This window comes from Providencia sp. PROV197 (assembly GCF_028479625.1).
Classification (GTDB): domain Bacteria; phylum Pseudomonadota; class Gammaproteobacteria; order Enterobacterales; family Enterobacteriaceae; genus Providencia; species Providencia vermicola.
Genome location: NZ_JAMPNZ010000001.1, coordinates 88935 through 112198, shown reverse-complemented (window position 1 = coordinate 112198; position 23264 = coordinate 88935). Strand labels below are relative to the sequence as shown.

Genomic DNA, 23264 nt, shown 5'->3' with positions numbered 1-23264 from the left:
AATAACCCTTTACACTCTTAAAATTGTGTTAATGATTTTAAGGTCTGTATGTCTACTCATTTTTTGGCTTTTGAAAAACCGATAGTTGAACTTAATGACAAAATAGAAGCACTGGTTGCCTTCAAGCAACAGGGGCATCCTAGCGAAATTAAGCTTGAAGAAGAAATCAAACTGTTAGAAAAAAAGTCTCACTCATTGACGAAAACCATTTTTTCTTCTCTTGGTGCATGGGAAATCGTACAGTTAGCAAGGCACCCATTAAGACCATATCCCCTTGATTATATTTCTTTAATTTTTACTGAGTTTCAGGAGTTGGCGGGAGATCGCGCATTTGCTGATGATAAAGCGCTGGTGGGAGGCTTGGCGCGTATTGCAGGGCGTCCTGTCATGGTTTTAGGCCAACAAAAAGGACGAACAACCAAAGAGAAAGTGATGCGTAATTTTGGTATGCCATCACCTGAAGGTTACCGTAAAGCGTTACGCTTAATGCAAATGGCGGAACGTTTTAAATTACCTGTTATTACACTGATAGACTCAGCGGGTGCGTACCCTGGCGTAGGCGCTGAAGAGCGTGGACAGGCCGAGGCTATCGCAAAGAATATATTAGAAATGTCCCGCTTAAAAACGCCAATTATTTGTGTTGTCACGGGGGAAGGTTGTTCGGGGGGCGCGCTAGGAATTGGTGTTGGTGACAGAATTAATATGCTTGAATACAGTACGTATGCTGCAATTTCCCCCGAAGGTTGTGCATCAATTTTGTGGAAAGACGCTCAAAAAGCGCAAGTTGCGGCTGAAGTTATGGGAATGACTGCCTCTCGATTAAAAGAATTAGGCATTATCGATACGATTATTCCTGAGCCATTAGGGGGGGCGCACCGAAACTATCAGTTAGCAGCTGAACATTTAAAACAGCAATTGATAGCAGATTTAGCTGCACTAACTCGACTCGATACGGATGCTTTATTATCAGAGCGTTACCAAAAAATCATGGCATTTGGTTACTGCTAGTGTTATTAGTTTAGGCCAATCATGTTGAATGAAAAGGAAGTATGCACGGTGGTTGACCTAAATTTATTAAAGGTTTTTATTGCGGTTGTAACGCAAGGTAACTTTATTAATGCTGCAAAGCAGCTTTCGATGCCATCATCCAATGTGAGTCGACAAATTAAGCAATTAGAAGAACAGCTAAATTGCCGTTTGATTGAGCGAACAACAAGGCAGATGCGATTAACGGAAGCAGGCAACATTCTGTTTGAGCAAAGCCAAAAATTAGTGGGTGAACTGGATGATATTGTCCAACAAATTAGTCACCCTCAAGGGATTACAGGTACCTTACGCCTTACTATTCCGAGTGAAGCAGGCAGTGTATTATTAGCAGATTTATTAGCAAAGTTTGCATTACTGCATCCGCAACTCAATATCTATTGTGACACACAATTAATGCCCCGAGACGTCATTAGTGATGACATTGATTTATTACTGACTTTTCACCGTGGAGAGCTTGAGGATAGCAGCTATCACTCAAGATTAGTGAAATCTTGGCAAAGTGTGGTCGTCGCATCCCCTGAGCTGATTCATAAATTTGGTAAACCGAAAACCATCGCTGATTTAGTGAAGTTACCTTGTATTTCAAGCCTTAGTGCCTTACAAGGTCAGCCTTGGATTTTTATTGATTCTCAAGGCAAGCAACGCACAGCGATGATAAATAGCCCATATCGGGTGAATAGTGGGGTACTCGCTCATGCAGCCGCGGTGAGTGGTGTTGGTTTTGCTATTTTATCGTTAGAAGCTTGTCATCAACAAATTCAATCGGGTCAATTAGACATTGTTCAATTGGAGGGGCTAAACCCTGCACCTATCGAGTTAAGAGCAGTCTACGCAAGCCGAAGTGTGCTATCCCCAAAAATAGACCTATTTTTAGACTATTTGCTACAAAATATTTAATCTGAACGCTATAGATGATGGTGTTAATAGGGCAAGGCTATTTGGTATTTACCTCATGTGCTTTAGGCAAATACCAGAGCAGAGTAAAATATGTGTTATTTATCGCCACGTAAGCGTGTGGTTAGGCCTTTAAGGAAATAACGCAGAAGTTGATCCCCACATTCACGGTAGTTTTTATGTCCAGGCTTACGGAAAACAGCATTAAGCTCAGGTTTTGATACTCGAAAGTCTGCCAATTGGTAAATTTCAATCATATCAGTATCTTTTAGTTCGAAAGCGACCCGTAGTTTTTTGAGAATAATATTGTTATTTAGACGGCTTTCTATTTCTGGTGCAGGGCGGTCTTCATCTTTACCACGACGATGATAAATTAAGCCATTTAAAAAGTGCGCGGTTACGTTATCGTTACATTCAACATATTCAGGCTCACTATCTTTTTTGAGCCAGCATACCATTTCTTCTTTCGTCACGTCTAAATCTGCAAGTTTTACGATTTTGACCATTTGAGCATCGCTCAAGTCCAACATATAGCGAACACTGCGTAAAACATAATTATTAAGCATGGTTGTTTATTATCCATTATTGATAGAATTAATTGGCGCAATTGAAAAGCCAATGGATCACAGACTTTCATAAAGAAAGGGAGTAATTGAATAGGGTCGTATTGCGACGAAGTCGGCTATTATGCGGGATTAGTGGAATAAAGCAAAGTGTTGTCACCTGACTTTACTCCTATTGAACGGTATTAACCCATGAAATAAATCAGAGAATAAAAAAATACAAGGGTCAATCCTACAGTTAACAGCATATTTTTCAGCAATGATGCGATGACAACACAGAATACAGCACCCCACAAATATGGGTTATCGGGAAAGTCCCTGAGCTCATGGTTTTCTAATAAAATAACAGGTGCGCAAATCGCCGTTAACAAGCAAGGTGCTGAGTAACCTAATGCTTGGCGAACAATCAAAGGTAACCGAAGTGGTAGCTGCGGGATTAAAAATACATAACGCAATGTAAAAATAACGGCGGTTAGCGTGATAATCAAAAGCCAGATCATTTTTCCTCCTTCAATACGCGCGAAACGATGACCGAGACAAACATTCCACCGACACCTGCAATGACAATCGCGCTACTGATGGAGTACATGGATAAGGTTATGGCTACGACGAGTGAGAAAATGACGCCACATAGCGTGCTGATTTTTTTCGTCAAAGGTACAACAATCGCAAGGAGTGTCGCTACAACAGAGAAATCAAGGTGTAAGCGACTTAGGTCTCCAACAATATTCGCCATTGCAATGCCACAAAGGCTGGTGATTAACCAAACAAGATAAAAGCTAAACCCTGCGCCAAATAGGTAAGGGAAACTCAAACTTTGACGTTTCGCCGCGCTGATTGCAAACAGCTCATCGGTGAGAAGAAAGCCAATGCTGAGCCTTTGAGGGGTTGTAAAATCTTTCACTTGAGGACGTAACGTCAGCCCATACAGTAAATGTTGAGATGTAATAAAGAACACCGAAATCACAATCGTGATAAAACCGGTGCCTGAATTGAGTAATCCGAGGGTGACTAGTTGGGCTGCACCTGCAAAAACCATCGCTGACATTGCAACACTTTGCCAAAAATCTAACCCTGTTTCTACGGCCATTGAGCCCGCGAGTACTCCCCAAGGGATCACAGCAAGGTTAAGAGGTGCGGAATGAGCCGCGCCATCCATCATGGCTTTTTGCCAGCTGCGACTTTGCTTTGAATCCATGTTAACTAATACCTGTTGAAATAATGCCTATGTAACGTGCCATTCATATTAAGGATATGAATTGGCGGCAGATAGAATAAAATTGCTCTTTTTAAGTAATTAGATGACGCACAAAATTACCTGGTGTGACGCCTAATGACTGTTTAAAGTGGCGTGTAAAATGGCTTTGATCAGAAAAACCACATAAATTCGAAACATCAGCAGGGGTGTTTCCCGCTAATAACAGTTTTTTGGCTTTATGTAGACGCGCTTGAACCAAAAAAACATGGGGCGTTGTGCCTGTTTGCAGCTTAAATTGTCTTAGAAAATGCCATTGACTGAATCCCGCTATTTGGGCTAATTCAGCTAAAGAATGTTCTTGCTCACAGGTATTTATCATCAATTCGCAAATTTGTTCTATACGCTGTTTTGCAGGGGTAATTTTAGCTAACTCGGTTTTAGTCTGGTTATAGCGTAACGTTAACCAACTTAATGTAGAGAGCAGTAAGGTTTCTTTAAACAGTAAGTTTCCAGGTTGCAATAACAAGCTGAAAAGTAACCGTAACTGAGCAGCCAGTCCTGTATCTTGCACGACCGCGCAAGGAAACCAAGGCACTAGTCCTTGATTTTCAATTTTTAAGTCGGTGGTGAGCTGCGAAAACATGTCAGGGGTAGGGTAGATTGCCTGATATGACCAACCATTTTCCATTGCAGACGAACCCGTGTGTATTTCATCTGCATTGACCAAAATGATATCACCTTTTGGTGCGTAATGGTTTTCACCTGTACGAAAGAATTGCTGAGCACCATCTTCAATAACGCCAATACAGAAACCTTCGTGGCTATGGCGAGAAAATTTTTGTTGATGATATCGAGCATTTATCATTTCAAGGCCATTGAGCTCTTGCAAATGAAAGTAGTTAGCGCTTTCCATGTGATCCCTAAAGCTGATTAAATATAAAGTACTTCTTGTTTTAATTATCCGAGATTCGTTAATTAAATGTGAGCGTAATATATTTATTACAATAGCCAAAAAAACATCTAGGCTAAATTAATATTGTTATCTATAGCCATTTTCAGGGTATTAATACGTTTCTATGTTATAACGCGAAATGAGAATCAAATCACTATCAACATTCCCAAGTTAAAACCTCCATGTAATTCCAATTTAACATTAATATATGGTATATAATCCTGATTGGTGAGGTGTTTTTAGTTTGCTTCTGGTTTAATGGTTGCAATTGAATTATAACTCTAAAACTACGGTGGGTAACTTGTGTATTTAACTGGATTTATGATATATATTGAAATATAGATCTATATTTTGATGTGTTAAGCAGTGATATCTTTTATAAAAAAATAAAACCTGTATCATAATCTCTATCAGAAATTAATGTGAATTTTTTGTTATAACTTTTATTGAGTTAGCGGGTTTCCTATGCTTGAAAATCTCGGTATTACAAACTTATGGACTTATCTTATCGGTGTTATTTTTATTACACTGGTACCAGGCCCTAATTCTTTATTTGTTTTAACTAGCAGTGCAAAATATGGCGTAAAAAATGGTTACAAAGCAGCGCTAGGGGTATTTACAGGGGATGCAATACTGATATTCCTATCTTTCCTAGGGGTTGCTTCATTGGTCAAAACATCGCCAATCTTTTTTAGTGTAATTAAATACGCAGGTGCGGCTTATTTATTTTATTTAGGAATAAAAACACTTTACAGCGTATTACACAAAAAAGAAGGTGTGCATGATGTTGATAGTATTATTTTAGAGACGAAAGGAACTTATAAAAAAGCGGTCTTTTTAAGTCTTCTAAACCCTAAAATGATCATTTTCTATGTGTCATTTTTTATACAATTTATTGACCCTGCATACCCAAATGCAGGTGTGCCATTCTTCGTCCTTGGTGTGATTTTAGAAATGTGCAGTATGATTTATTTATCATTGTTGATTTTCGGCGCAGTAGCCGTGACGAATATGGTAAAACACAATAAGAAACTGTCAAAATTCTCCAATAGCTGTATTGGGGCAGTATTCTTAATGTTTGGGGCTAAATTAGCGTTAACAGCCTAAAAGAGAACGTACTGAAATATCACCCTGTGATTCAATAGCCAGCTAAATGTGCTGGCTATTTTGTGTCTAATACCTTAGCGTTTCATAATGGTGACAAGCTCATCATTAACTTTACGCTGTTCCACATCTTGCCACCCCATTTTTCGATAAAGACCCTGCATATCAGGTGTATATAGGTAAAGACTTTCACTTGTGGATTTTCGATAGTGCTGATAAAGCGTTTCAATCAGCTGGGTGCCAATCCTTTTTCCTCTGGCTGATGGCACAGTTAAGACTTCCCCTAGCCACCAAGTCGCCTGCTGAATATCTGGGAGCTCGCGAAGGATCGTGCTAGCGGTTGCAAGTAGCTGGCCATTACTGTCTACGAAACAAGACAAAATTTGCGGATTAGCCGCTTGGCTGCGCTCGTGCAGCCTGTGTTTTATCTGTGCTGTGTCGGCCCATGGTGATAAACTCGCCCACTCTTGGTGTAATGCATCACTAATTTGTTCAATTAATTGAATATTTTGCTTAGTAACAATCACAAAATGCATATTTTCTAGTTCTCATGTAAAAGTAAATCAGGTAACAGCATGTCTAATTGTTCGAAAAGTCGACTATAAATATTCCTGACAACCGCATTTTTATTGTCGTTATACTCTTTGACATAGTTGGCATCGACTACAGCGGCTAATTTAGCGTTTGCATATTTTTCGCTATCGTCGGGGTGCTCAATTAACCAATTACGAAACAGTAAGTGGCGTAAATGTTCAGGACAATCTGGTGCAAAAACGTGTAAGTTCACTTGTGGATCTTGTAATTTAAGCATTCGATGCTGGTACCAAGAGGGCTCCCGCACAGTAAGTTCAAATCCAAGTTCTTCAAGGGTTGGAACATAACTTTTTTCGTCTTCGGGGGTTGCTACAATCAAGTCAATGTCGATAACAGGCTTAGCCTCTAAGCCAGGAACGGCTGTTGAACCTACATGAGCAATCTTAAGCGCTTTATCACGTAGAGCATCACAAATATATTTTTGCTGTTGCCGATAGATTTCTGGCCACTTCAGGTCATAAGGAACAACTTGAATTAGACGAGGAACAGGCTTTCCTTTCACCCAAGGGTTTTCAGTTAGGTCACCTTCACTAAAGTGCATAATCTGCCGTTTATAATCTGCTAAAGAAAGGGCCACTGTTCGCTCCTATATAATTCATATGTAGCAGCAAATAATAAAGTAAATTTTTATTGCGATCGCGCTTTGTGTGCCTACAGATACAGCCAATTTTAACTCGCGAATTTTTTCGAGGCGGCAACGCAAAAAATAATGCCACAAGTTGATGTAATCATTAAAGAATTGACGGTCTCATCAAGCAGCCAAGCTAAAAGTAGTAAGCCAATAAAGGGTTGTAATAGTTGTAATTGCCCCACACCTGCAATACCTCCTTCTGCAAGTCCTCGATACCAAAAAAAGAACCCTAATAACATGCTAAAGAAAGAGACGTATACTAAACCTAGCCAAGCCTTTGTTGATACGTTTGCGAGGTTAGTTGGCCATAAAATCACACACAGCACTAGCTTGAAAATATAGAAAAAATAATCCGAATAACGACATGGAACGCACCAGCGCTTACAACAGCGATTATTTGTGATTGGTTAATGAAAGGTGAAGTTGCAAAAATTGAACGTAATAAGCGGCAAGATGCAAGAAATAGGCAAAAAATTGTCCAACAAGTATTTGGCGATTTTCCCTATATTGCTCATCCTAATAGCTATTTTATTTGGGTACCATTACCTGAAGGTTTGCGTTCCGAATCGGTTATTCGTCAACTCAATAAACGTAATATTGCGGTGAGTCGTGCTGAGTCTTATTCGACATCAAACGCTGTGCCACAGGCCATACGTGTGGCTGTGAGTACGGTTTCTTATGATGATCTAGCCGCTGCATTAGATACTATCAAGTCAGTAATATTGTATATGGTAGATCTGGAATAGAGCACAAAAAAATTAATACTTTTTATTATGTTAGCGTTTAATTAAGATATTCAATTAACATTAAAAGAGGGCAATTATGTTAAAACACCTCGTCGAGATTGCGAAACGATATGCGAAGCCAGCGACATTTAATGGGTACATCGAAAGTGGGCATGTTGCTGCTGCATTAGAAACCGATGATGGCAATATTTATAGTGGCGTGAGCATCGATTCCGCATGTTCACTGGGGTTCTGCGCAGAGCATGCTGCCGTTGCAGATATGCTAAAAGAAGGGCGTTCAGTGATTAAGGCGATTGTTGCTGTTGATGCATCAGGTTGTATCGTGCCACCTTGTGGCCGCTGTCGTGAATTACTTAGTCAGCTATCAGATAAAAACAAAGAGACAATCGTTGGTGTTGATGATAATACCCAAGTGACCCTTGCTGAACTCATGCCATATGACTGGAAAACATCACGTTGTTGAACACCGAGAAGAGTCATCATCAAATGAATAATGAGATTAAACACTTTACTGCAACGGCAATGATCCGTAATGAAAAAGGGGAGTTTTTACTGCATGAACACCCTAAACTAGGTTTTTGGTTACCGCCTGGGGGGCATATTGAAGAAAATGAAGAACCGCAAGATGCGTTATATCGCGAAGTATTAGAAGAAACGGGGCTTCATTGCAATATTATTAGTTGTGGATATCCCTTTAAGACCTCAGTTGTTGCTTCATCTCATACGCAATCATTATCATTACCGATGGCCATTCTCAAGGAATTTATCGCGGATAAGAAAAAAGGTGACCATTGGCATATCGATATGGTGTATTTATGTGAATTAATTTCACCTGAGCAGCCACCTTTTTCACCGTTTAGTTGGGTGCCTTTTCAACAACTCGCGCAATTAAATATGCCTAAAGATGTTATTGAACTGGCACAAATGGCAAATGAATATTATCAGGGGCTCAATAAGGCTTAATTGTTATTGAAAAAGAGCAAAGAAAAACCAAGTAAGACTAGCAAGGTGCCAATGGTTTTATCCATGACTGATTGATAACTCAATACTTTATTACGTACTGAAGGGGTGGCAAAAAATAGTGCGATTAAGCTAAACCAAACTAAGTGCACCAATGAAATAAACACCCCATAACCTAAGTTGAGCCAAACAGAGTTCCCGACTTGGATAACTTGACTATAAACGGAAACAACAAAAAACATGGTTTTGGGGTTTAGGGCATTGGTTAAAAAGCCTGTTTTAAATGCATTAAATTTAGATATTGGCTGTGTGTTGACACTATCAGCGGTTATTTTTGTTTTGTTGGTGAATGACTTAAAGCCGATATAAACCAAATAACAAACACCGATTAACTTAACGGCTAAAAATAATGCACTTGAGCTCATAATAATTAGCGTAATACCGAAAATTGTATAAAATACATGTACTTGAACGCCAGTTGCAATGCCAAAAGCACATAATAATCCTGTCTTTATGCCGTAGGTATAACTCTGCCGAGTTACCATCGCAAAATCAGGCCCTGGACTGATCACGGCAAGGATTGTTATTGTTGCTACTGCAAGGATTTCATTCATTTAAGTTTCCTAAAGAGTTATAAAAACTAACAGTTACAACCATGAATATGGTTGTAATGATCTATTTAATGTTTTTATTATCAATATATTGAATAAAGTTAAAAAGCGATTTATCCTGACTGAAATCTGTCACTTTTCGTTACCAATATGAAATTGCCGCCGTTATCGACCTTACGCTTCTTTGATGCCGCAGCTAAAGCGGGTAGCTTTGTTAAAGCTGCACAAGAATTAAATGTCACTCACAGTGCTATCAGCCGCCAAATCCGCCTATTGGAAGAACACCTTGGTGTGGCGTTATTTGAGCGGCGAAATCGTGCTGTTTTCTTAACAGCTGCAGGCCAACTTCTTTTACAGACGACCAGTAGCTTATTTGAGCAGTTAAGCGCGACAGTTGAGCAAATCAAGACAAATGCCACGCCTGACGTAGTGAGTGTGTCTTGTGAACCAACGATTGCCATGAAGTGGCTAATTCCTCGTTTAACTGATTTTTATCAACGGTATCCCCATATCACTGTTCACCTTGTTGCTGCTGGTGGCTCTATTGATTTTGCGAAGACCCATGTTGACCTTGCTTTAAGGCGCAATGATTTTGTATGGGGAGGACAAATATATGCTACCAAGGTATGTTCAGAGCAAATGGGGATAGTACGACTACCTGAAAAAGAGGCTGTTAGTTTGTTACCAAACCGCCCGCTATTAACAAGTGCATCACGCCCTGAAGCGTGGGTAACATGGCAAAAAAATAGTGGTGTAGATTTAACAGGCTATAAATATGTGACCTATGAACATTTTTACCTGTGTATTCAAGCCGCTTTATCAGGACAGGGGGCTGCGTTAGTGTCTTTTCTTATGGTTACAGATGAAATTCAATCAGGGCAACTTCAAGCTCCTGAGGGCTTTATTCCTGACGGATCTGCTTATTACTTGCTCTCGCCAAAACCTATTGCAGCAGATGGCGCAGTGACAGTCTTTGTGAATTGGTTAATTGAGCAAATCAATATAAGCATCGGTTGTATTAATAATTTATAGATATTCCATCAAAAAACTAATGATTGCTCATTATTACAGCGAACCTCACTGTAATATAAAGATTTTATGACATAACTTTTGCCGTGCATGCTATATTTCTCCGTTAGGTATGGTGTATTACGTTGGAGCAGATAATGAGCAAAGTACGGGTAGGTGTAATTTTTGGTGGAAAATCGACAGAGCATGAAGTTTCTCTGCAATCAGCTAAAAATATTATTAACGGCCTTGATCGTCAGAAGTTTGACGTGTGCCTTTTGGGTATAAACAAAGAAGGTCAATGGCATGAATATAATGAAGCGGATTTTCTTATTCATGGGGATGATCCATCCCGTATTGCACTCAATACACCGAAACGTAGTATTGCACTTGTTCCAGGTAGGACGCATGAACAATTTATCTCCCTAGAAGACGCAAAACCATTGCCACAAATTGATGTTATTTTCCCTATTGTTCACGGTAATTTAGGCGAAGATGGGTCATTGCAAGGTTTATTGCGCATGGCAAATTTGCCGTTTGTAGGGCCAGGTGTTTTAGGTTCGTCGGCCTGTATGGATAAAGACGTAACTAAAAGATTACTCAGAGATGCAGGCTTAAATATTGCCCCGTTTATTACTGTACTGCAAAATAAACGTACAACAATAAAGTATGAAGTAACAGTGGAACAGCTAGGTTTACCGCTATTCATTAAACCCGCAAACCAAGGTTCATCGGTTGGCATCAGCAAAGTCAGTAACGAGGCAGAGTTTGAAGCAGCATTAGATTTTGCATTCCTGTTTGATACTAAAGTGCTTATTGAAAGCGCAGTAAAAGGGCGTGAAATTGAGTGTGCGGTATTGGGTAATGACGACCCACTCGCTAGCCCTTGTGGTGAAATAGTGTTACACGATAGTTTTTACGCATACCATACCAAGTATATTGATGAGAATGGCGCATCTGTCGTAGCCCCAGCTCAGTTAGAAAATGCGGTGAGTGAGAAAATTCGCGAGATTGCTTTATCCGCATACCAAGCATTAAATTGTAGTGGTATGTCCCGTGTTGATGTCTTTTTAACGGAAAATAATGACGTTGTTATCAACGAGATCAATACATTGCCTGGTTTTACAAATATCAGTATGTATCCGAAACTTTGGCAGCAAGGTGGTATGACGTATCAGCAATTAATTAGCCGTTTAATTGAATTAGGGATTGAAAAATTCCAACAAACGGCGATGCTAAAAACTGCGTGTGATGAAATTTAATCGCTGAGGTAAGCTATTCTCGGTAGCTTTTATGGCTACCGAGATGTGTTAACAGAACCTGAGTTATTTCAGCTGTTTGTCCTCAATTTGCGCTTTCATTTGTTGTAAAAACAAACGCGTTTCCTTTGGTGATGTGAGCCGAACAAATTGAATATGGCACAAGTTGATATTCGCCATATGTTTTAGGTTTCTTTCCTTATTTGGATAGTAAGTCTTTAGTAGCCATAGAATAATTGAGTCTCGGCTGAAAAAGGCTTTTCCCCAACGTTCTTTATTGCCAGTATTTTCCCATAGCTCTTGTCCTGAACGAATGCGCGATAATGTACGAGTAATTGACTGATAAAGGGTTCGCGGCAATGAATAATCAAGCCAAATCACCATATCGACATCTTTCCATTTGATAGGTTGAGTCCGTGTATAGTTTCCGTCAAGTACCCACCCAGAAGGCGCGTTATTCAAAGAAATGCTGAGCCTTTCTGCCAATGCTTCATCTGAGGAACCTTGCCAATTTGCGAGCCAATATAAACTATCTAATTCAATGGCAGGGACATTTAACAATAATGCTAGCTGTTGGCAAAGGGTGCTTTTACCGCTGCCGCTGGTACCGATAATATTAATCTTCATAGGATGTTGATGTCAGATATATTTGTGATAAATACGCAAAGAGAGCTGACTTAATGCTACAGACAACTGCCACCCACAGCGGATGAGTAAGTTATCCGCAACGGCTGTCGCACAAAAAATTTGGGGGTATTGTTGTTTATCAATGATCAACTCAAGTTGTTCAAATAAATACTGTCCGAGTCCCTGATTTCGTTTTTCTGGGATAACAAAAGCGGCACCGACCCATGGAAATGGCGTGTTATCAGGTAAAAATTTGTAATTTTTCAAGGCAATAAAACCACAAGGTTTATTTGCCTCAAAGGCGATAATCCCCATACCCGTTCCTTCACGATGGCGATAAGTGGCGATATCTTGCCAAACATCACCTTTTCCTAGTGGACCATAGTGGGAAGGCCACTCCTGAAGGAACCATTGTGCAATTAATGGCTCCAATTCAGGTATATCGTGTAAATAACACCAGTGACGTAGGTTATTTACACCAGACATAATTGATATAGCGGAATAAGGGCTCAAAACCAAACTTTTTATACAAATCAAACCCCGCTTCAGAGGCATCAAGGAAGCAGTGTTCAACACCTTGCTGACGGCAAAATGCTAACGCGTAATCAATGAGCTGTGATGCGTAGCCATTACCTTGGTGGCTTGGTTCTGTACCTATGTCATCGAAACGAGCAAGCGTTCCTTCAATTGTTACGGTCATAGACGTAGCCGGCTCGCCATCGACAAGTAACACTAGGTGAAATTGTGGAGCGCCTTGTTGTAGGGCATCTTCGTGATAACGCACATACTCTTTAATGACTTGGTCGTGCTCTTCCGACAGGTAAAATGCAGAAACTAGCGGCTTTGCCCACAATGACAAATCGTGATTAGCTAAGACAATATCCACTTGGTTATCAGGTAGTTCAACCTTATTTTGTTTCGCTAGAGTTAATGCCATGGCAGTCGTTACGCTGTCACGTTTGTAACCTAATGATTCAGCTTCGTTAACCACCTGAGGGAGCATTTCTTCAGGGATCACTAAAGTGTGATTTTTCTTTTGCGACACAAACAGATTGTGTGCTTGCATAAATGCGTGACTGGTGGAGTCAGGTTGCAAATAGATAAAGTTAAACGCTGGCGAATTAAGCGGCGTTAAATAGCAAATGGTGTGTTGTGCAATCTGGATACTATGTTCACAAATAGATGTCCAAAACGTTTTTTCAATCGATTGATAATGTCTTAAATAGTACAACGGAATATTCATTTGTCAGTTACCTGATGCAAAACGAGTTAATCGATATGGGCCAAGTGCAGTGTGTTCTATTCCATGCAAAATTTCATCTTGAGCCAATTGGCATATCAACGGCGCTAGTGTAATCGCAGCGTGCATACTGATAATATATAAACCTTCGAAATCAGCAACTTTTCCGGCAATTGGCATCTCATCTTTTGGCATGGGTCTCATTCCGATGAAAGTTTTTTCAAGATTTAACGTATCACTACCTATAAATGAATTTTTGATAACGGTTAGGGCATTTTGTGCGATACAGTCTGCGCTATGTTCTGGGCGATCACTCAGGTAATCCTCTGCACACAGTATTTTACCTGTAGAAGCAGGACGTAACTCCATTTCAGGAGTTGAAATAATATGCTGCACTAACGGTTTTTCATCTGGCGCATTAATGTGCACAATAATTGACGGTGAAGCACTCACAGGTAACTTAACCCCAATTGAGCCAATGAGCGCAGTGGCATCAATACCCGCTGTTATCACCGTTTGGTCGGCTAAAAATGTACCATGATCTGTGATCACACCTAAAATACGCTGACCTTCTTGAACAAGTGAGAGTACTTCATGTTGGGGTAAATAGATTATACCTTGATCAATGGCTAACTTTAGTAAGGTTTGAGTCGCATAAACAGGGTCAACGCTCCCTTCATCAGGGCAAAAAGCAGCAAGCGTCGGGAGTGTACATAAATTCGGCTCCATCTTTTGTAATGCATTTTTATTTAGTGCTTTGACGTTAAAATGATTTTTCTGATGCTCATCAATAAAAGATGCTGTCGCTGTTTCGTTATCTTGCCAACTAATTGCACCTGACCACTGGATGTTTAGCTGGCCCTGTGTGTGCTCGTCAAGAGAGCGCCATTGCGCAAGTGCTTGCTTGCGAAGTTGACTGTAAGCGTCAGGGCGGCCATAAGACACATTAAGCCAAGCAAAGGCGTGTTGGGTAACACCTTGGCTTGCGTGTTTTTTGTCTAATAAGATAATGCGTTGATTTGTATGTTTTGATAAATACCATGCTAAGGTGGTGCCGACAAAGCCCGCACCCACGATAATAATTGTATTTTTAGTTGTCGAATCCATGGGTTACCTGTGTCAAAGTATTAATTACAATAGCTATCTTAATGTGTTATTGCATTTATATACACAAAACATTGTTAGCTAGCGCATTATTATTCCCATAGTAAATATGGTAGTAACGACGTCAGAGGAAAAAATGAAGTATATTTTTGAGCAAGTGAATGTTTTTTCAGCCAGTAAACTGGATGGTAACCCATTAGCCGTTGTTGTTGGGGCGGATAACCTAACAGATGCACAAATGAATAAATTCGCAAAATGGACCAATTTAAGCGAAACCGTTTTTCTATTGCAGCCAACAAAACCCGAAGCAGATTATCGTGTGAGAATTTTTACGGTAGAAGGTGAGTTACCGTTTGCAGGGCACCCGACTTTAGGGAGTTGTTTTGTGTGGCAGCAAACCTATGGGCAGCAGCAGAAAACATCGATAGTTCAAGAATGCAAAGCAGGGTTAATCGCAATTAAAATGGTGGATGGCCGGTTGGCATTTAAGGCACCACCACTTATCCGTAGTGGTGAAATTGCTCAAAATGAAAAAATAAAGGTATTTAAAGGGTTGGGGATCACCGAAGATGATGTTGTTGACAGTAATTGGGTAGATAACGGCCCAGGTTGGATGGGGATTCAGCTTAAGTCAGTGGACACACTCTTAAATATTAAGCCTGATTATTTTCAACTGAAGGGCTATGATATCGGCTTGTGTGCGATTTACCCTGAAGGTAAAGATAAACAGCTCGAAGTCAGAGTTTTTTGTGGTACCAGTTCAGTAGAAGACCCCGTGACAGGAAGCTTTAACGCGGGTGCGGCACAATGGTTAATCCCTCAAGGAAAACTCCCAAAACAGTATACTGTTGGCCAAGGGCAGTGTGTTTATGGCGAAGGGCGAGTGTATGTGAGTGCAGATGATGACGGAATTTGGATTGCTGGTGATGTAATTAACTGCATCAGTGGGACGATTGAACTCTAATTATTTGGTTATCATAAGGTTGCCATTCATTAGCAACCTTATGATATTCATTAGACTAAACGCGGATAAAACGGGTAACAAATGCAATAAATACTAATAATACAGAAATCATTAAAAGGGCAGTCGCTAGTGTTAATTGGAATGCGACAAAGCCAATTACTGCAGGTCCCGCTAAGATCCCTAAGTAACCCAATGTCGAAATCGCAGGTACAGCCAAGGCTTCTGGCATCGTGTTTTGTTTACCCGCTGCAGAAAACATCACAGGAACGATATTCGATGAACCAGCTCCCACTAAAGCAAAACCAATAATTGCAAGGGTTAAATAAGGGGAAATAACTGCGATTACGAAACCAAGGCAAGCTAGGAGTGCACCTAGAAAGACTACACGAGCTGAACCGACCCGCATCACTATTTTGTCACCCAGTAACCGGCCAATCGTCATTGTTGTAGCAAAAGCAGCAAAACCCAAACCACCTAAGGTTTCTTTAAGACCATGGTGTTCGATTAAAAATACGGCCCCCCAATCTAGCACAGCCCCTTCGGCAAGGAACACAGCAAAACAGACGATACCAATCACCAATACAATCCCTTTAGGGATAGCAATAAGCGGGCCTGTTGGGGCATTCGCATACGTAATTAAGCCGTTATAACAGATGGCTAATAAAACTAACGCAATAACAGAAACAAAAATAGACGCTAAGGTCGCGGATACCCCTAAGAGCAGAACTAAGCTCATAATACCTGCACCCGCAATCCCCCCGACACTGTAGAATCCATGAAAGCCCGACATAATAGGCTTATCTGAGGACTTTTCCACAATGACGGCTTGCACATTCATCGCACAATCGGTCAAGCCAATAAAAATACCGAATAATAATAAGCCTGCCACCAGAAAAATGATGCTAGAAAGTGACGATAAAACAGGAAAAAGCAAACAAAAACCAATAGTTGCGATAACCATCAAGCGGCGACAACCATATTTGGCGGCTAATGCCCCTGTCACTGGCATGGCAACAAGTGCACCACCACCAAAGCAAAGTAGTAACATGCCAAGTGTTGCATCATTTGCTCCTGTATTGACTTTGACATAGGGGACGATAGCCGCCCATGCTGCGGTAACAAAACCAGCGATAAAAAAGATAATGCGCGTGGAAATTTGCTCCCTTTTCGCAGATGCTAAGTGAACAGTGGTATTAACATGTTGAGTAGATTGCATTTTTTATAATACTTTTTTAAATGATAAATTAACTACCTGAATTTAGGATAGTCAGAACGCGCTCATGAAGGATTGGGCAACCCGTTGCGACGACAGCCCCGCCAGATTCTGCACGTTTTCCCTCAAGTGTGGTAACGACTCCACCCGCACGCTCTATAATAGGGATTAATGGAACAATATCATAAGGTTCCAGTGCGAATTCAACACAAATATCAATTCTTCCTGCTGCAAGCATTGCCATCCCATAGCACTCTCCACCATAGCGGGTCATTAAAACACGTTCATCGAGCGCCTTAAAGTGAATATCAGGTCGAGATAATATTGGTTCTGGGGACGTCGTATGTAATATAGCCTGTTCTAATTTAACGTTTTTTCGAGTAGCTAAACGAGAATGTCCATGCGGGCTACTCGTCCAACTGCCATGTCTATCTGCCCAAAAGCGTTCCCCAATATAAGGTTGGCTCATCATGCCCATCACGGCTTTTCCCTGTTCAGTCAGGCCGATTAAGTTAGCCCAAAGTGGAATACCACATAAAAAAGGGCGAGTACCGTCTATCGGGTCGAGTACCCATTGAATGTCACCATCCCCTGAAATTCCATACTCTTCACCCATGATAGAGTGATTTGGATAGGTTTTAGTGATGTGTTCGCGCATGGCTTTCTCAGCCAACTTGTCTGCTTGCGTGACAGGGTCAAAACGATAATTAGCCTTTGTCTTGTTTTCAACCACACTGAGCTCATTAGTGCGGTAATAATCGAGAGAGATTTTCCCCGCAATATTTGCGAGTTCATGTAAAAAGAAGCTGTCAGGTAGCGGTAAGTTGTTCATATCTTCTTCCTTATTACGTTGTAAAGAGGGATTGACATAATTTTGTGCTCGATTATGATCACTTTAAAATAATTAAGAGGTACTATATGCTCGATTATGCAGCTTTTCCAGAGCAAAGACAAAATAAAATTCGCCAATTGTTACGTGAGCAAGGGCGAGTAATTTGTACTATCCTTGCCCGTAATATGCAGGTTTCTGAACATACAATTCGTAGGGATTTAAATGAATTAGCTCAAGAGGGCGTTTGTCGTCGAGTACATGGCGGAGCGGTGAGTATGCTTGATGAATTAGGCTCGTTCGAGCAAAGAATCGAGCAAAATCAAGCGGAGAAAATTAAAATTGCACAGGCCTGTAGCTTGTTAATTAAACAAGGGGCGTGTGTATTTATTGATACAGGCTCAACGAATCTAGAAATTGCACGCAATTTACCCGCGCATATTGCGTTTACCGTGGTGACAAACTCTCCCGCCATTGCAATTGAATCAATGAAAAGGCCGCTTTGCGAAGTGATTTTAATTGGTGGGAAATTAAATCGTGAAATTGGTGCCAGCATTGATACATCGGCAGTTAACCAAATTGCTCATATTCATTTTGACCAATGTTTTATTGGTGGCTGCGCTTTAGATCCACAGATGGGGGTGACTATTTTTGACTATGAGGAAGCTGAGTTAAAAAAAACACTCATTGAGCGTAGTAACCAAGTCATTATGGGGGTTACTGCAGATAAGTTACCAGGTGTTGCCCGCTACACAATTGCAAACTGCGATCAAATATCTATTTTGGTAATGGATAAGAATTTGAACTCAAATATCGTTGAATTATTTGCAGAGACTTCACTAAAAATAGTGATGACAGATTAACAAGTGGAGCATGATAAGAACCAACCTAATAACCTTATTTTATATAATGGCGAATAAAAATAACTCATGGTTTCTCTATGACAATTAAACTGACTGTACTTTTAACTTCTTTTTGTTCATTTAGTGTACTTGCTGCACCTAGCTCATATCAAAAACAAACCTTACTCAATGATGGTAAAGAAATTCATTATTACGTTATTCAAAAAGGTGATAACAAATCGCAAGATTTGCTAGTTTTATTGCAGGGTTCAGATTGCAAAAGCGTGGTAAATAACCCCAATATGGTTAAAAACTTTGGTGCAGTTTTTCCCAGAAACGATATTTTATTAGTTGAGAAAACAGGGTTGAATAGTTTAGTCGGCGCAGACGGTGAAGAAGCGTCAGAAGAAGATTGCCCTGTAGAATATATGTCTCAAGATTCTCCTCTTGAGCGAGCGGATAATTATGTGGCGGTATTAAAACAACTCAAAAAAGATTATCAACATATTATCTTATTAGGGGGTAGTGAAGGGGCGTTAGTCACGCATTTAATTGCAGCTAAAGGCGACTTTATTTCGGCATCCATTGCGCTAAATGTGGGTGGGCAATATTTTATCGATGATGTGCTTTATAGCATTAAAAATAATACGCCAAAGGAAGATGTCGCTAATTCATTAGAGGGCTTTAATCAATTTGCGCAGGCGGCAAAGCATAAACAATTAAATGATGACCAGTTTGTCAGTGGTCATGGGCCACGCTGGTGGTATGAAATGCTGACGATTGATAACTTGAAATTAGTGCAGGCAATTAAAACGCCGCATTTGGTTATTCAAACTATGGCAGACACGAATGTCGATGCCTACAGCACAGAAAGAATGATGAGCCAAACGAATAACCCATCAGTTAATTTTAAAAAATATGAAAAACTTGATCACTTCTTTAAGGATAATAAAGGGCAATTGCACACAGAGATGATTGTGAAAGATATTCAAAATTGGTACAGCAATGCTGGATTAAAATAGATAATGAAATATAAGGTTTGTATCTGTGGATATACTGGGTTTTATAGTGACGTTGCTTCCAATCATTGTTTCCCCAGGGGCAAGCTTTGCAATTGCGCTGAATAGTACATTAACTCAAGGAATGAAAGGGCTACTTGTTCCAATCATTGGGACTGGGTTAGGGATATTGACTCATGGCTTATTAGTTGGTATTGGTCTATCAAAAATTCTAGCCTCTTATCCATGGGCAATGCGTTCAATCGGTATTTTAGGAACATTATATTTAGTTTATTTGTCTATCACATTAATTAACACAGGTTTAAAAGTAGGTAAAAGTGCAGCAAATAATGTGATAAGGACAGTTACGGTTAAAGATGCGTATTTAGCCAATCTACTTAATCCCAAGGCAATTGTTTTATATTTAGTGGTGGTATCAAACTTTGTTGGCACAGACCCTTCTCTAATCAGTTTTCTGGTTTTATCTAGTATACATGTATTGATGATGGCGGCTTGGTTGGCGGTATCATGTGGAAGCCTTATTATCTTTTCCTCATCAATTCAAATTAATACACTGAGAAAATATATTAATATTGGTGGTGGTATATTGCTGTTACTGATTACACTCACGCCGTATTTATTTTAAATAGCATGTACCTTTATGGCTCAGGTACACGCTAAATATTTATTCCGCAATAAAACTTAAGTAGCTAAAAATAGGCTCAAAACCCAGTTTTTTGTAGATTGAAAGCCCGTCTGATGATGCCTCTAATACGCACTGTTCAAGACCTTTCTGGTTGCAAACTGCTAATGCGTGTTTGATAAGTATTGTCGCAAATCCTTTTCCCTGAAATTGAATATCAGTGCCAATATCATCCAACCGTGCAGTTTTATCATTTACTGTTACAGTTAAGGTAGATACAGGTTGCTCACCAGAAAATAAGACAAAATGCATCATATTGGTTTGTTTGTCTAATGCCCTTTGGTGGTAACGAATATATTCATTAATGACGATGTCGTCCTCTTCCTCATCATCGGAATCTGCAGGAAATGCGGTAATCAACGGCTGTGCCCAATCACTCAACCGTTCATTACATTGCTCAATTCGGTAGCCAGTCTCAATTGATGGTGGCTCCTTAAATAAAGACAGTGCGGACTTTGGTAAAATCATTGCTGTAGACTCGCCATCTGCAATGAAACCTCGCTTCTCAATTTCTTGCTCAAATTGGGTCAGTTCGTCTTGATGAACAACTAATATATAAGGTTTAGATTGTTGCTTAAATGTATTTTCTGCCTTTTCAAATTCGCTAAGATTAGTACCTTGATGCAGGTATATAAAATTGAAAATAGGTAAATTGAGTTCAGAAAAATAGCTAATAGTATTTTCACTAATCTTTAAAGTGTCGGAACAAATAGCAGACCAAAAATGTTCTTCTTGTTGGTAAAATAAGGTTTCGTTATTATTCATTATTGATATCCAGTTTGTTTTTAATTATGTTCAGACATAATTGTATAGAAAGCCTTGCTCCAACAGTAGAGTAAAGGCAAGCCACAGCACGAAAACAACCATTTGGTTGCATTTTGGCGATGTTATAAGAAAATGTGTTTTCAATAGGTCTTTTAATAAAATTTAGGGAAAAATTATGAATGATGCACCAGATACAATTACGTTTTTTGAGCGATTACTGCCATTGGTGGTATCTGGAAAAAAGGTAATCACAATCCGTGATAAAAGTGAAAGCCATTACGTACCAAACACAACCGTTAAGGTATATGCGCTTGAGACAGGGAAATATTATACCGAAATTGAAATACTCTCTGTTGAGCCTATTTTCTACGATGATATTTCTGAGTACCATGCAGAACAAGAAGCAATGACATTAGATACATTGAAAAAGCTCATTAAAGAAATTTATCCGACAGAGCAATCTTTATATGTGATTACCTATCGGTTATTAAATTAACCATACGTTTTTTTAGCAATTTGAATAAAAGCCTTTGTCGCGGGTGACAGTTGGCTTTTATCATTAACAGCAAAGGCGATATTGCGTTTAACTGGCGGGTCTAGTGGCTTTACAACAATATTTTGAATGTAATCTGGAATTGCAAGCTGTGCAACAATTGAAACAGCATCACCGCGAGCAACTAAAGCAAATGTACTAAGTAATTGCCGCGTTTTAAATTGGATTCTTGGTGTCAGCTTTTGTGCATGAAATAAATCTAACACGAGTTTCCCAGACCCTGCCTGCGTTAAATTAAAAGGGTATTTGCACAATTCTTTCAATGAAATACTTGGTAGGTTTGTCAATGGATGATTTTGAGGGAGAATTGCCACCATTTGGTCGTCTTTTACTTTAAAAGTATCAAACCGTTCATCAGGTAACACAACTACACCGATATCAATACGCTTTTCTTGTAACCACTGAGCGACAGTTTCGTCATCACCTTCATCAACCACAATATTAATCAGCGGGTATTTTTGGCGAAATTGGGCTAAAAGTGGTGGCAATAAGTTTAATGATGATCCAGGGCCAAAAGAACCAATCCGTAAAACACCTGCTTGTAAACCATTGGATGCAAGAGCTTCTTGTTTTATAGCTTCTTGGATATTTAGCATATGGTGAGAATGCAATAACAGTGTTTTACCTATTTCAGTTAATGTTGTTTGATTTTGCTCACGAGTGAATAGCATAACATTGAGATCTTTCTCTAAGGATTTTATCGCGTGAGAAACGGCGGACTGGGAAATATTTAGTTTCATTGCCGCTAAAGTAAAACTTCTTAATTCAGCTACGATGGTAAAGATTTCAAGTTGCGTTAATGTCATGAGTAAACACTCATTAGTTTATGATGTTAGATTAGGGTTAGCTTATCAGTGGGAAAGAAATTAACAAGATTTATCTTTATCGCTGAGAGAACAAAATGCAAAACACAGTAACGATAGCAAAAAAGCGCTCACTAAATATTATTGTCATTCAAATGGTGTTTGTTTCAGTTATTTGGGGAGGTACATTTATTGCGGGTAGAGTTATCCAACCTGAGATCTCCCCTTTATTGTCTGCAACATTACGTTTTCTTTTTGCTAGCCTTTCATTAATTTTAGTTTTGTTTATTGGCCGTATTGGTTGGAAACGCATTTCAGTGAAGCAATTTTGCCAAATTATAGTGTTGGGGGCGAGTGGGGTATTTATTTATCAAATTTTATTTTTCTATGGGTTACAAATTATTCCTGCGTCACGAGCCGCTTTATTAGTCGCAATTAACCCTGCAATGATTGCATTAATTTCATTTATTCTATGGAAAGAGAAAATTTCAATTAAAAAAGGCATTGGAATCAGTTTTTGCGTAATAGGTGCAATTATCTTATTGTCTGATAAAACACCAGACTCAGATGGGGTTGTGGTCAGTAGCGGTGATTTAGCTATTTTAGGTTGTGTGATTAGCTGGGGGATATATACCGTCGCAGGTAAAAACGTTATCCAAGAAATAGGGGCATTACATACTGTGACTTATGCGGTTTTGTTTGGCACTATCTTATTAGTCCTTACATCTGTTTATACACAAGAAATGAATTTTGGGGCGCAGTCTTTGTTATCTGTGGGCGACTTAATCAGTTTAAGTTATTTAGGTGTCTTAGGGTCGGCTATTGCTTATGTATGGTATTACCAAGGTGTTGCACAGCTAGGGGCTGCGGGAGCAGGATCATTCATTGCGCTTAATCCGTTAAGTGCTGTTATTATTGGTACGCTTTTTCTTAATGAAAAAATGAGTTCAATGATTATCATTGGTGGGGTATTCATCATACTGGGGATAATGATAACGAATAAGAAACAGTAAAAACTGAGTTGCTCGCCAGTATGTGTAGAGCAACTGATTTTAT

Annotated in this window: 29 protein-coding genes and 1 pseudogene; 14 read left to right on the top strand and 16 right to left on the bottom strand. The window is 39.6% G+C overall.

All coding sequences use genetic code 11. The features are described 5' to 3' along the window. Positions 1 to 48: 48 nt before the first annotated feature. On the top strand, positions 49 to 1008 hold the full coding sequence (accA, locus tag PR808_RS00545) for an acetyl-CoA carboxylase carboxyl transferase subunit alpha (protein WP_206084287.1): 960 nt from the start codon (positions 49 to 51) through the stop codon (positions 1006 to 1008). Between the two features lie 21 nt (positions 1009 to 1029). After that, on the top strand, positions 1030 to 1944 hold the full coding sequence (locus PR808_RS00540; protein ID WP_272538448.1) for a LysR family transcriptional regulator: 915 nt from the start codon (positions 1030 to 1032) through the stop codon (positions 1942 to 1944). Positions 1945 to 2039: 95 nt separating this feature from the next. Here PR808_RS00540 and PR808_RS00535 read toward each other — a convergent pair whose 3' ends face one another. The 4 genes from PR808_RS00535 to PR808_RS00520 form a co-directional block, all read right to left on the bottom strand. Beyond that, a complete protein-coding gene (locus PR808_RS00535; RefSeq protein WP_206084291.1) occupies positions 2040 to 2507 on the bottom strand; it encodes a DUF1456 family protein in 468 nt (155 codons plus the stop codon). Between the two features lie 182 nt (positions 2508 to 2689). After that, on the bottom strand, positions 2690 to 3004 hold the full coding sequence (locus PR808_RS00530; RefSeq protein ID WP_206084293.1) for an AzlD domain-containing protein: 315 nt from the start codon (positions 3002 to 3004) through the stop codon (positions 2690 to 2692). Next, positions 3001 to 3702, bottom strand: coding sequence for an AzlC family ABC transporter permease (locus PR808_RS00525; protein WP_206084295.1), 702 nt, complete (start codon positions 3700 to 3702; stop codon positions 3001 to 3003). Before PR808_RS00525 ends, PR808_RS00530 begins: the two co-directional genes overlap by 4 nt. Before the next feature lie 91 nt (positions 3703 to 3793). Further along, complete coding sequence (locus PR808_RS00520; RefSeq protein ID WP_206084296.1) at positions 3794 to 4615, bottom strand: AraC family transcriptional regulator; 822 nt, start codon at positions 4613 to 4615, stop codon at positions 3794 to 3796. A gap of 504 nt (positions 4616 to 5119) precedes the next feature. On the opposite strand from PR808_RS00520, the gene leuE reads away from it, so the two are divergent. After that, positions 5120 to 5761 carry a leucine efflux protein LeuE gene (gene leuE / locus PR808_RS00515; RefSeq protein WP_272516286.1) on the top strand — a complete coding sequence of 214 codons (642 nt, stop codon included), beginning with the start codon at positions 5120 to 5122 and terminating at the stop codon, positions 5759 to 5761. A gap of 74 nt (positions 5762 to 5835) precedes the next feature. Here the strand turns inward: leuE and PR808_RS00510 are convergent, their stop codons facing one another. The 3 genes and pseudogenes from PR808_RS00510 to PR808_RS00500 all read right to left on the bottom strand — a co-directional run. Then, the gene (locus PR808_RS00510) at positions 5836 to 6294 is read right to left on the bottom strand and encodes a GNAT family N-acetyltransferase (RefSeq protein ID WP_272538447.1); all 459 of its coding nucleotides are present in this window, start codon (positions 6292 to 6294) and stop codon (positions 5836 to 5838) included. A gap of 5 nt (positions 6295 to 6299) precedes the next feature. After that, positions 6300 to 6929 carry a GrpB family protein gene (locus PR808_RS00505; RefSeq protein WP_272538446.1) on the bottom strand — a complete coding sequence of 210 codons (630 nt, stop codon included), beginning with the start codon at positions 6927 to 6929 and terminating at the stop codon, positions 6300 to 6302. Positions 6930 to 7021: 92 nt separating this feature from the next. Then, positions 7022 to 7312 (bottom strand): annotated as a pseudogene (locus tag PR808_RS00500) (EamA family transporter); the annotation flags it as partial. 81 nt (positions 7313 to 7393) lie between these two features. Between PR808_RS00500 and PR808_RS00495 the strand changes: the two are divergent. From PR808_RS00495 to PR808_RS00485, 3 genes are all read left to right on the top strand, one after another. Continuing rightward, positions 7394 to 7729 (top strand): hypothetical protein, encoded by a 336-nt coding sequence (locus PR808_RS00495; RefSeq protein WP_272538445.1) that lies wholly within the window; start codon positions 7394 to 7396, stop codon positions 7727 to 7729. Positions 7730 to 7805: 76 nt separating this feature from the next. Next, on the top strand, positions 7806 to 8192 hold the full coding sequence (locus PR808_RS00490; RefSeq protein WP_206084304.1) for a cytidine deaminase family protein: 387 nt from the start codon (positions 7806 to 7808) through the stop codon (positions 8190 to 8192). A 23-nt stretch (positions 8193 to 8215) separates the two neighbouring features. Continuing rightward, positions 8216 to 8692 carry an NUDIX hydrolase gene (locus tag PR808_RS00485; RefSeq protein ID WP_206084306.1) on the top strand — a complete coding sequence of 159 codons (477 nt, stop codon included), beginning with the start codon at positions 8216 to 8218 and terminating at the stop codon, positions 8690 to 8692. Here the strand turns inward: PR808_RS00485 and PR808_RS00480 are convergent. Beyond that, entirely contained in the window at positions 8689 to 9303 is a 615-nt protein-coding gene (locus tag PR808_RS00480) for a LysE family translocator (RefSeq protein WP_272538444.1), read from the bottom strand. The two genes, PR808_RS00485 and PR808_RS00480, sit on opposite strands and share 4 nt — an antisense overlap. A gap of 147 nt (positions 9304 to 9450) precedes the next feature. Between PR808_RS00480 and PR808_RS00475 the strand changes: the two genes are divergently transcribed. Then, entirely contained in the window at positions 9451 to 10332 is an 882-nt protein-coding gene (locus tag PR808_RS00475; protein ID WP_272538443.1) for a LysR family transcriptional regulator, read from the top strand. A gap of 134 nt (positions 10333 to 10466) precedes the next feature. Continuing rightward, positions 10467 to 11570, top strand: a complete 1104-nt coding sequence (gene ddlA, locus PR808_RS00470) for a D-alanine--D-alanine ligase (protein WP_272538442.1) — start codon at positions 10467 to 10469, stop codon at positions 11568 to 11570. Between the two features lie 63 nt (positions 11571 to 11633). Here ddlA and PR808_RS00465 read toward each other — a convergent pair whose 3' ends face one another. The 4 genes from PR808_RS00465 to PR808_RS00450 are packed head-to-tail and all read right to left on the bottom strand — an operon-like array spanning position 11634 to position 14541. After that, entirely contained in the window at positions 11634 to 12194 is a 561-nt protein-coding gene (locus PR808_RS00465) for an adenylate kinase (RefSeq protein ID WP_206084315.1), read from the bottom strand. 12 nt (positions 12195 to 12206) lie between these two features. After that, positions 12207 to 12680: a GNAT family N-acetyltransferase gene (locus PR808_RS00460; RefSeq protein ID WP_272538441.1), complete on the bottom strand. Its 474-nt coding sequence runs from the start codon at positions 12678 to 12680 to the stop codon at positions 12207 to 12209. Continuing rightward, complete coding sequence (locus PR808_RS00455; RefSeq protein ID WP_206084318.1) at positions 12664 to 13437, bottom strand: GNAT family N-acetyltransferase; 774 nt, start codon at positions 13435 to 13437, stop codon at positions 12664 to 12666. The genes PR808_RS00460 and PR808_RS00455 overlap by 17 nt, the downstream gene beginning before the upstream one ends. A gap of 3 nt (positions 13438 to 13440) precedes the next feature. Beyond that, on the bottom strand, positions 13441 to 14541 hold the full coding sequence (locus PR808_RS00450; protein ID WP_206084320.1) for an NAD(P)/FAD-dependent oxidoreductase: 1101 nt from the start codon (positions 14539 to 14541) through the stop codon (positions 13441 to 13443). A gap of 133 nt (positions 14542 to 14674) precedes the next feature. Here PR808_RS00450 and PR808_RS00445 point away from each other — a divergent pair, with 133 nt between their 5' ends. Continuing rightward, complete coding sequence (locus PR808_RS00445; protein WP_206084328.1) at positions 14675 to 15502, top strand: PhzF family phenazine biosynthesis protein; 828 nt, start codon at positions 14675 to 14677, stop codon at positions 15500 to 15502. Positions 15503 to 15557: 55 nt separating this feature from the next. Here PR808_RS00445 and PR808_RS00440 read toward each other — a convergent pair whose 3' ends face one another. Further along, positions 15558 to 16718, bottom strand: a complete 1161-nt coding sequence (locus PR808_RS00440; RefSeq protein ID WP_272538440.1) for an MFS transporter — start codon at positions 16716 to 16718, stop codon at positions 15558 to 15560. A gap of 28 nt (positions 16719 to 16746) precedes the next feature. After that, positions 16747 to 17547: a histidinol-phosphatase gene (gene hisN, locus PR808_RS00435; RefSeq protein WP_206084332.1), complete on the bottom strand. Its 801-nt coding sequence runs from the start codon at positions 17545 to 17547 to the stop codon at positions 16747 to 16749. Positions 17548 to 17633: 86 nt separating this feature from the next. Between hisN and PR808_RS00430 the strand changes: the two genes are divergently transcribed. From PR808_RS00430 to PR808_RS00420, 3 genes are all read left to right on the top strand, one after another. Then, the gene (locus tag PR808_RS00430) at positions 17634 to 18407 is read left to right on the top strand and encodes a DeoR/GlpR family DNA-binding transcription regulator (RefSeq protein ID WP_206084334.1); all 774 of its coding nucleotides are present in this window, start codon (positions 17634 to 17636) and stop codon (positions 18405 to 18407) included. A 77-nt stretch (positions 18408 to 18484) separates the two neighbouring features. Beyond that, complete coding sequence (locus PR808_RS00425; RefSeq protein ID WP_272538439.1) at positions 18485 to 19408, top strand: alpha/beta hydrolase family protein; 924 nt, start codon at positions 18485 to 18487, stop codon at positions 19406 to 19408. Positions 19409 to 19433: 25 nt separating this feature from the next. After that, positions 19434 to 20030, top strand: a complete 597-nt coding sequence (locus PR808_RS00420; protein WP_272538438.1) for a LysE family translocator — start codon at positions 19434 to 19436, stop codon at positions 20028 to 20030. Between the two features lie 39 nt (positions 20031 to 20069). Here PR808_RS00420 and PR808_RS00415 read toward each other — a convergent pair whose 3' ends face one another. Beyond that, positions 20070 to 20852 (bottom strand): GNAT family N-acetyltransferase, encoded by a 783-nt coding sequence (locus PR808_RS00415; RefSeq protein ID WP_272538437.1) that lies wholly within the window; start codon positions 20850 to 20852, stop codon positions 20070 to 20072. A 175-nt stretch (positions 20853 to 21027) separates the two neighbouring features. Here PR808_RS00415 and yqfB point away from each other — a divergent pair, with 175 nt between their 5' ends. Beyond that, on the top strand, positions 21028 to 21348 hold the full coding sequence (yqfB, locus tag PR808_RS00410) for a N(4)-acetylcytidine aminohydrolase (RefSeq protein WP_206084342.1): 321 nt from the start codon (positions 21028 to 21030) through the stop codon (positions 21346 to 21348). Here yqfB and PR808_RS00405 read toward each other — a convergent pair. Then, positions 21345 to 22211: a LysR family transcriptional regulator gene (locus PR808_RS00405; protein ID WP_272538436.1), complete on the bottom strand. Its 867-nt coding sequence runs from the start codon at positions 22209 to 22211 to the stop codon at positions 21345 to 21347. The genes yqfB and PR808_RS00405 overlap by 4 nt on opposite strands. Positions 22212 to 22306: 95 nt before the next feature. On the opposite strand from PR808_RS00405, the gene PR808_RS00400 reads away from it, so the two are divergent. Then, positions 22307 to 23221: a DMT family transporter gene (locus PR808_RS00400; RefSeq protein ID WP_272538435.1), complete on the top strand. Its 915-nt coding sequence runs from the start codon at positions 22307 to 22309 to the stop codon at positions 23219 to 23221. Positions 23222 to 23264: the final 43 nt, after the last annotated feature.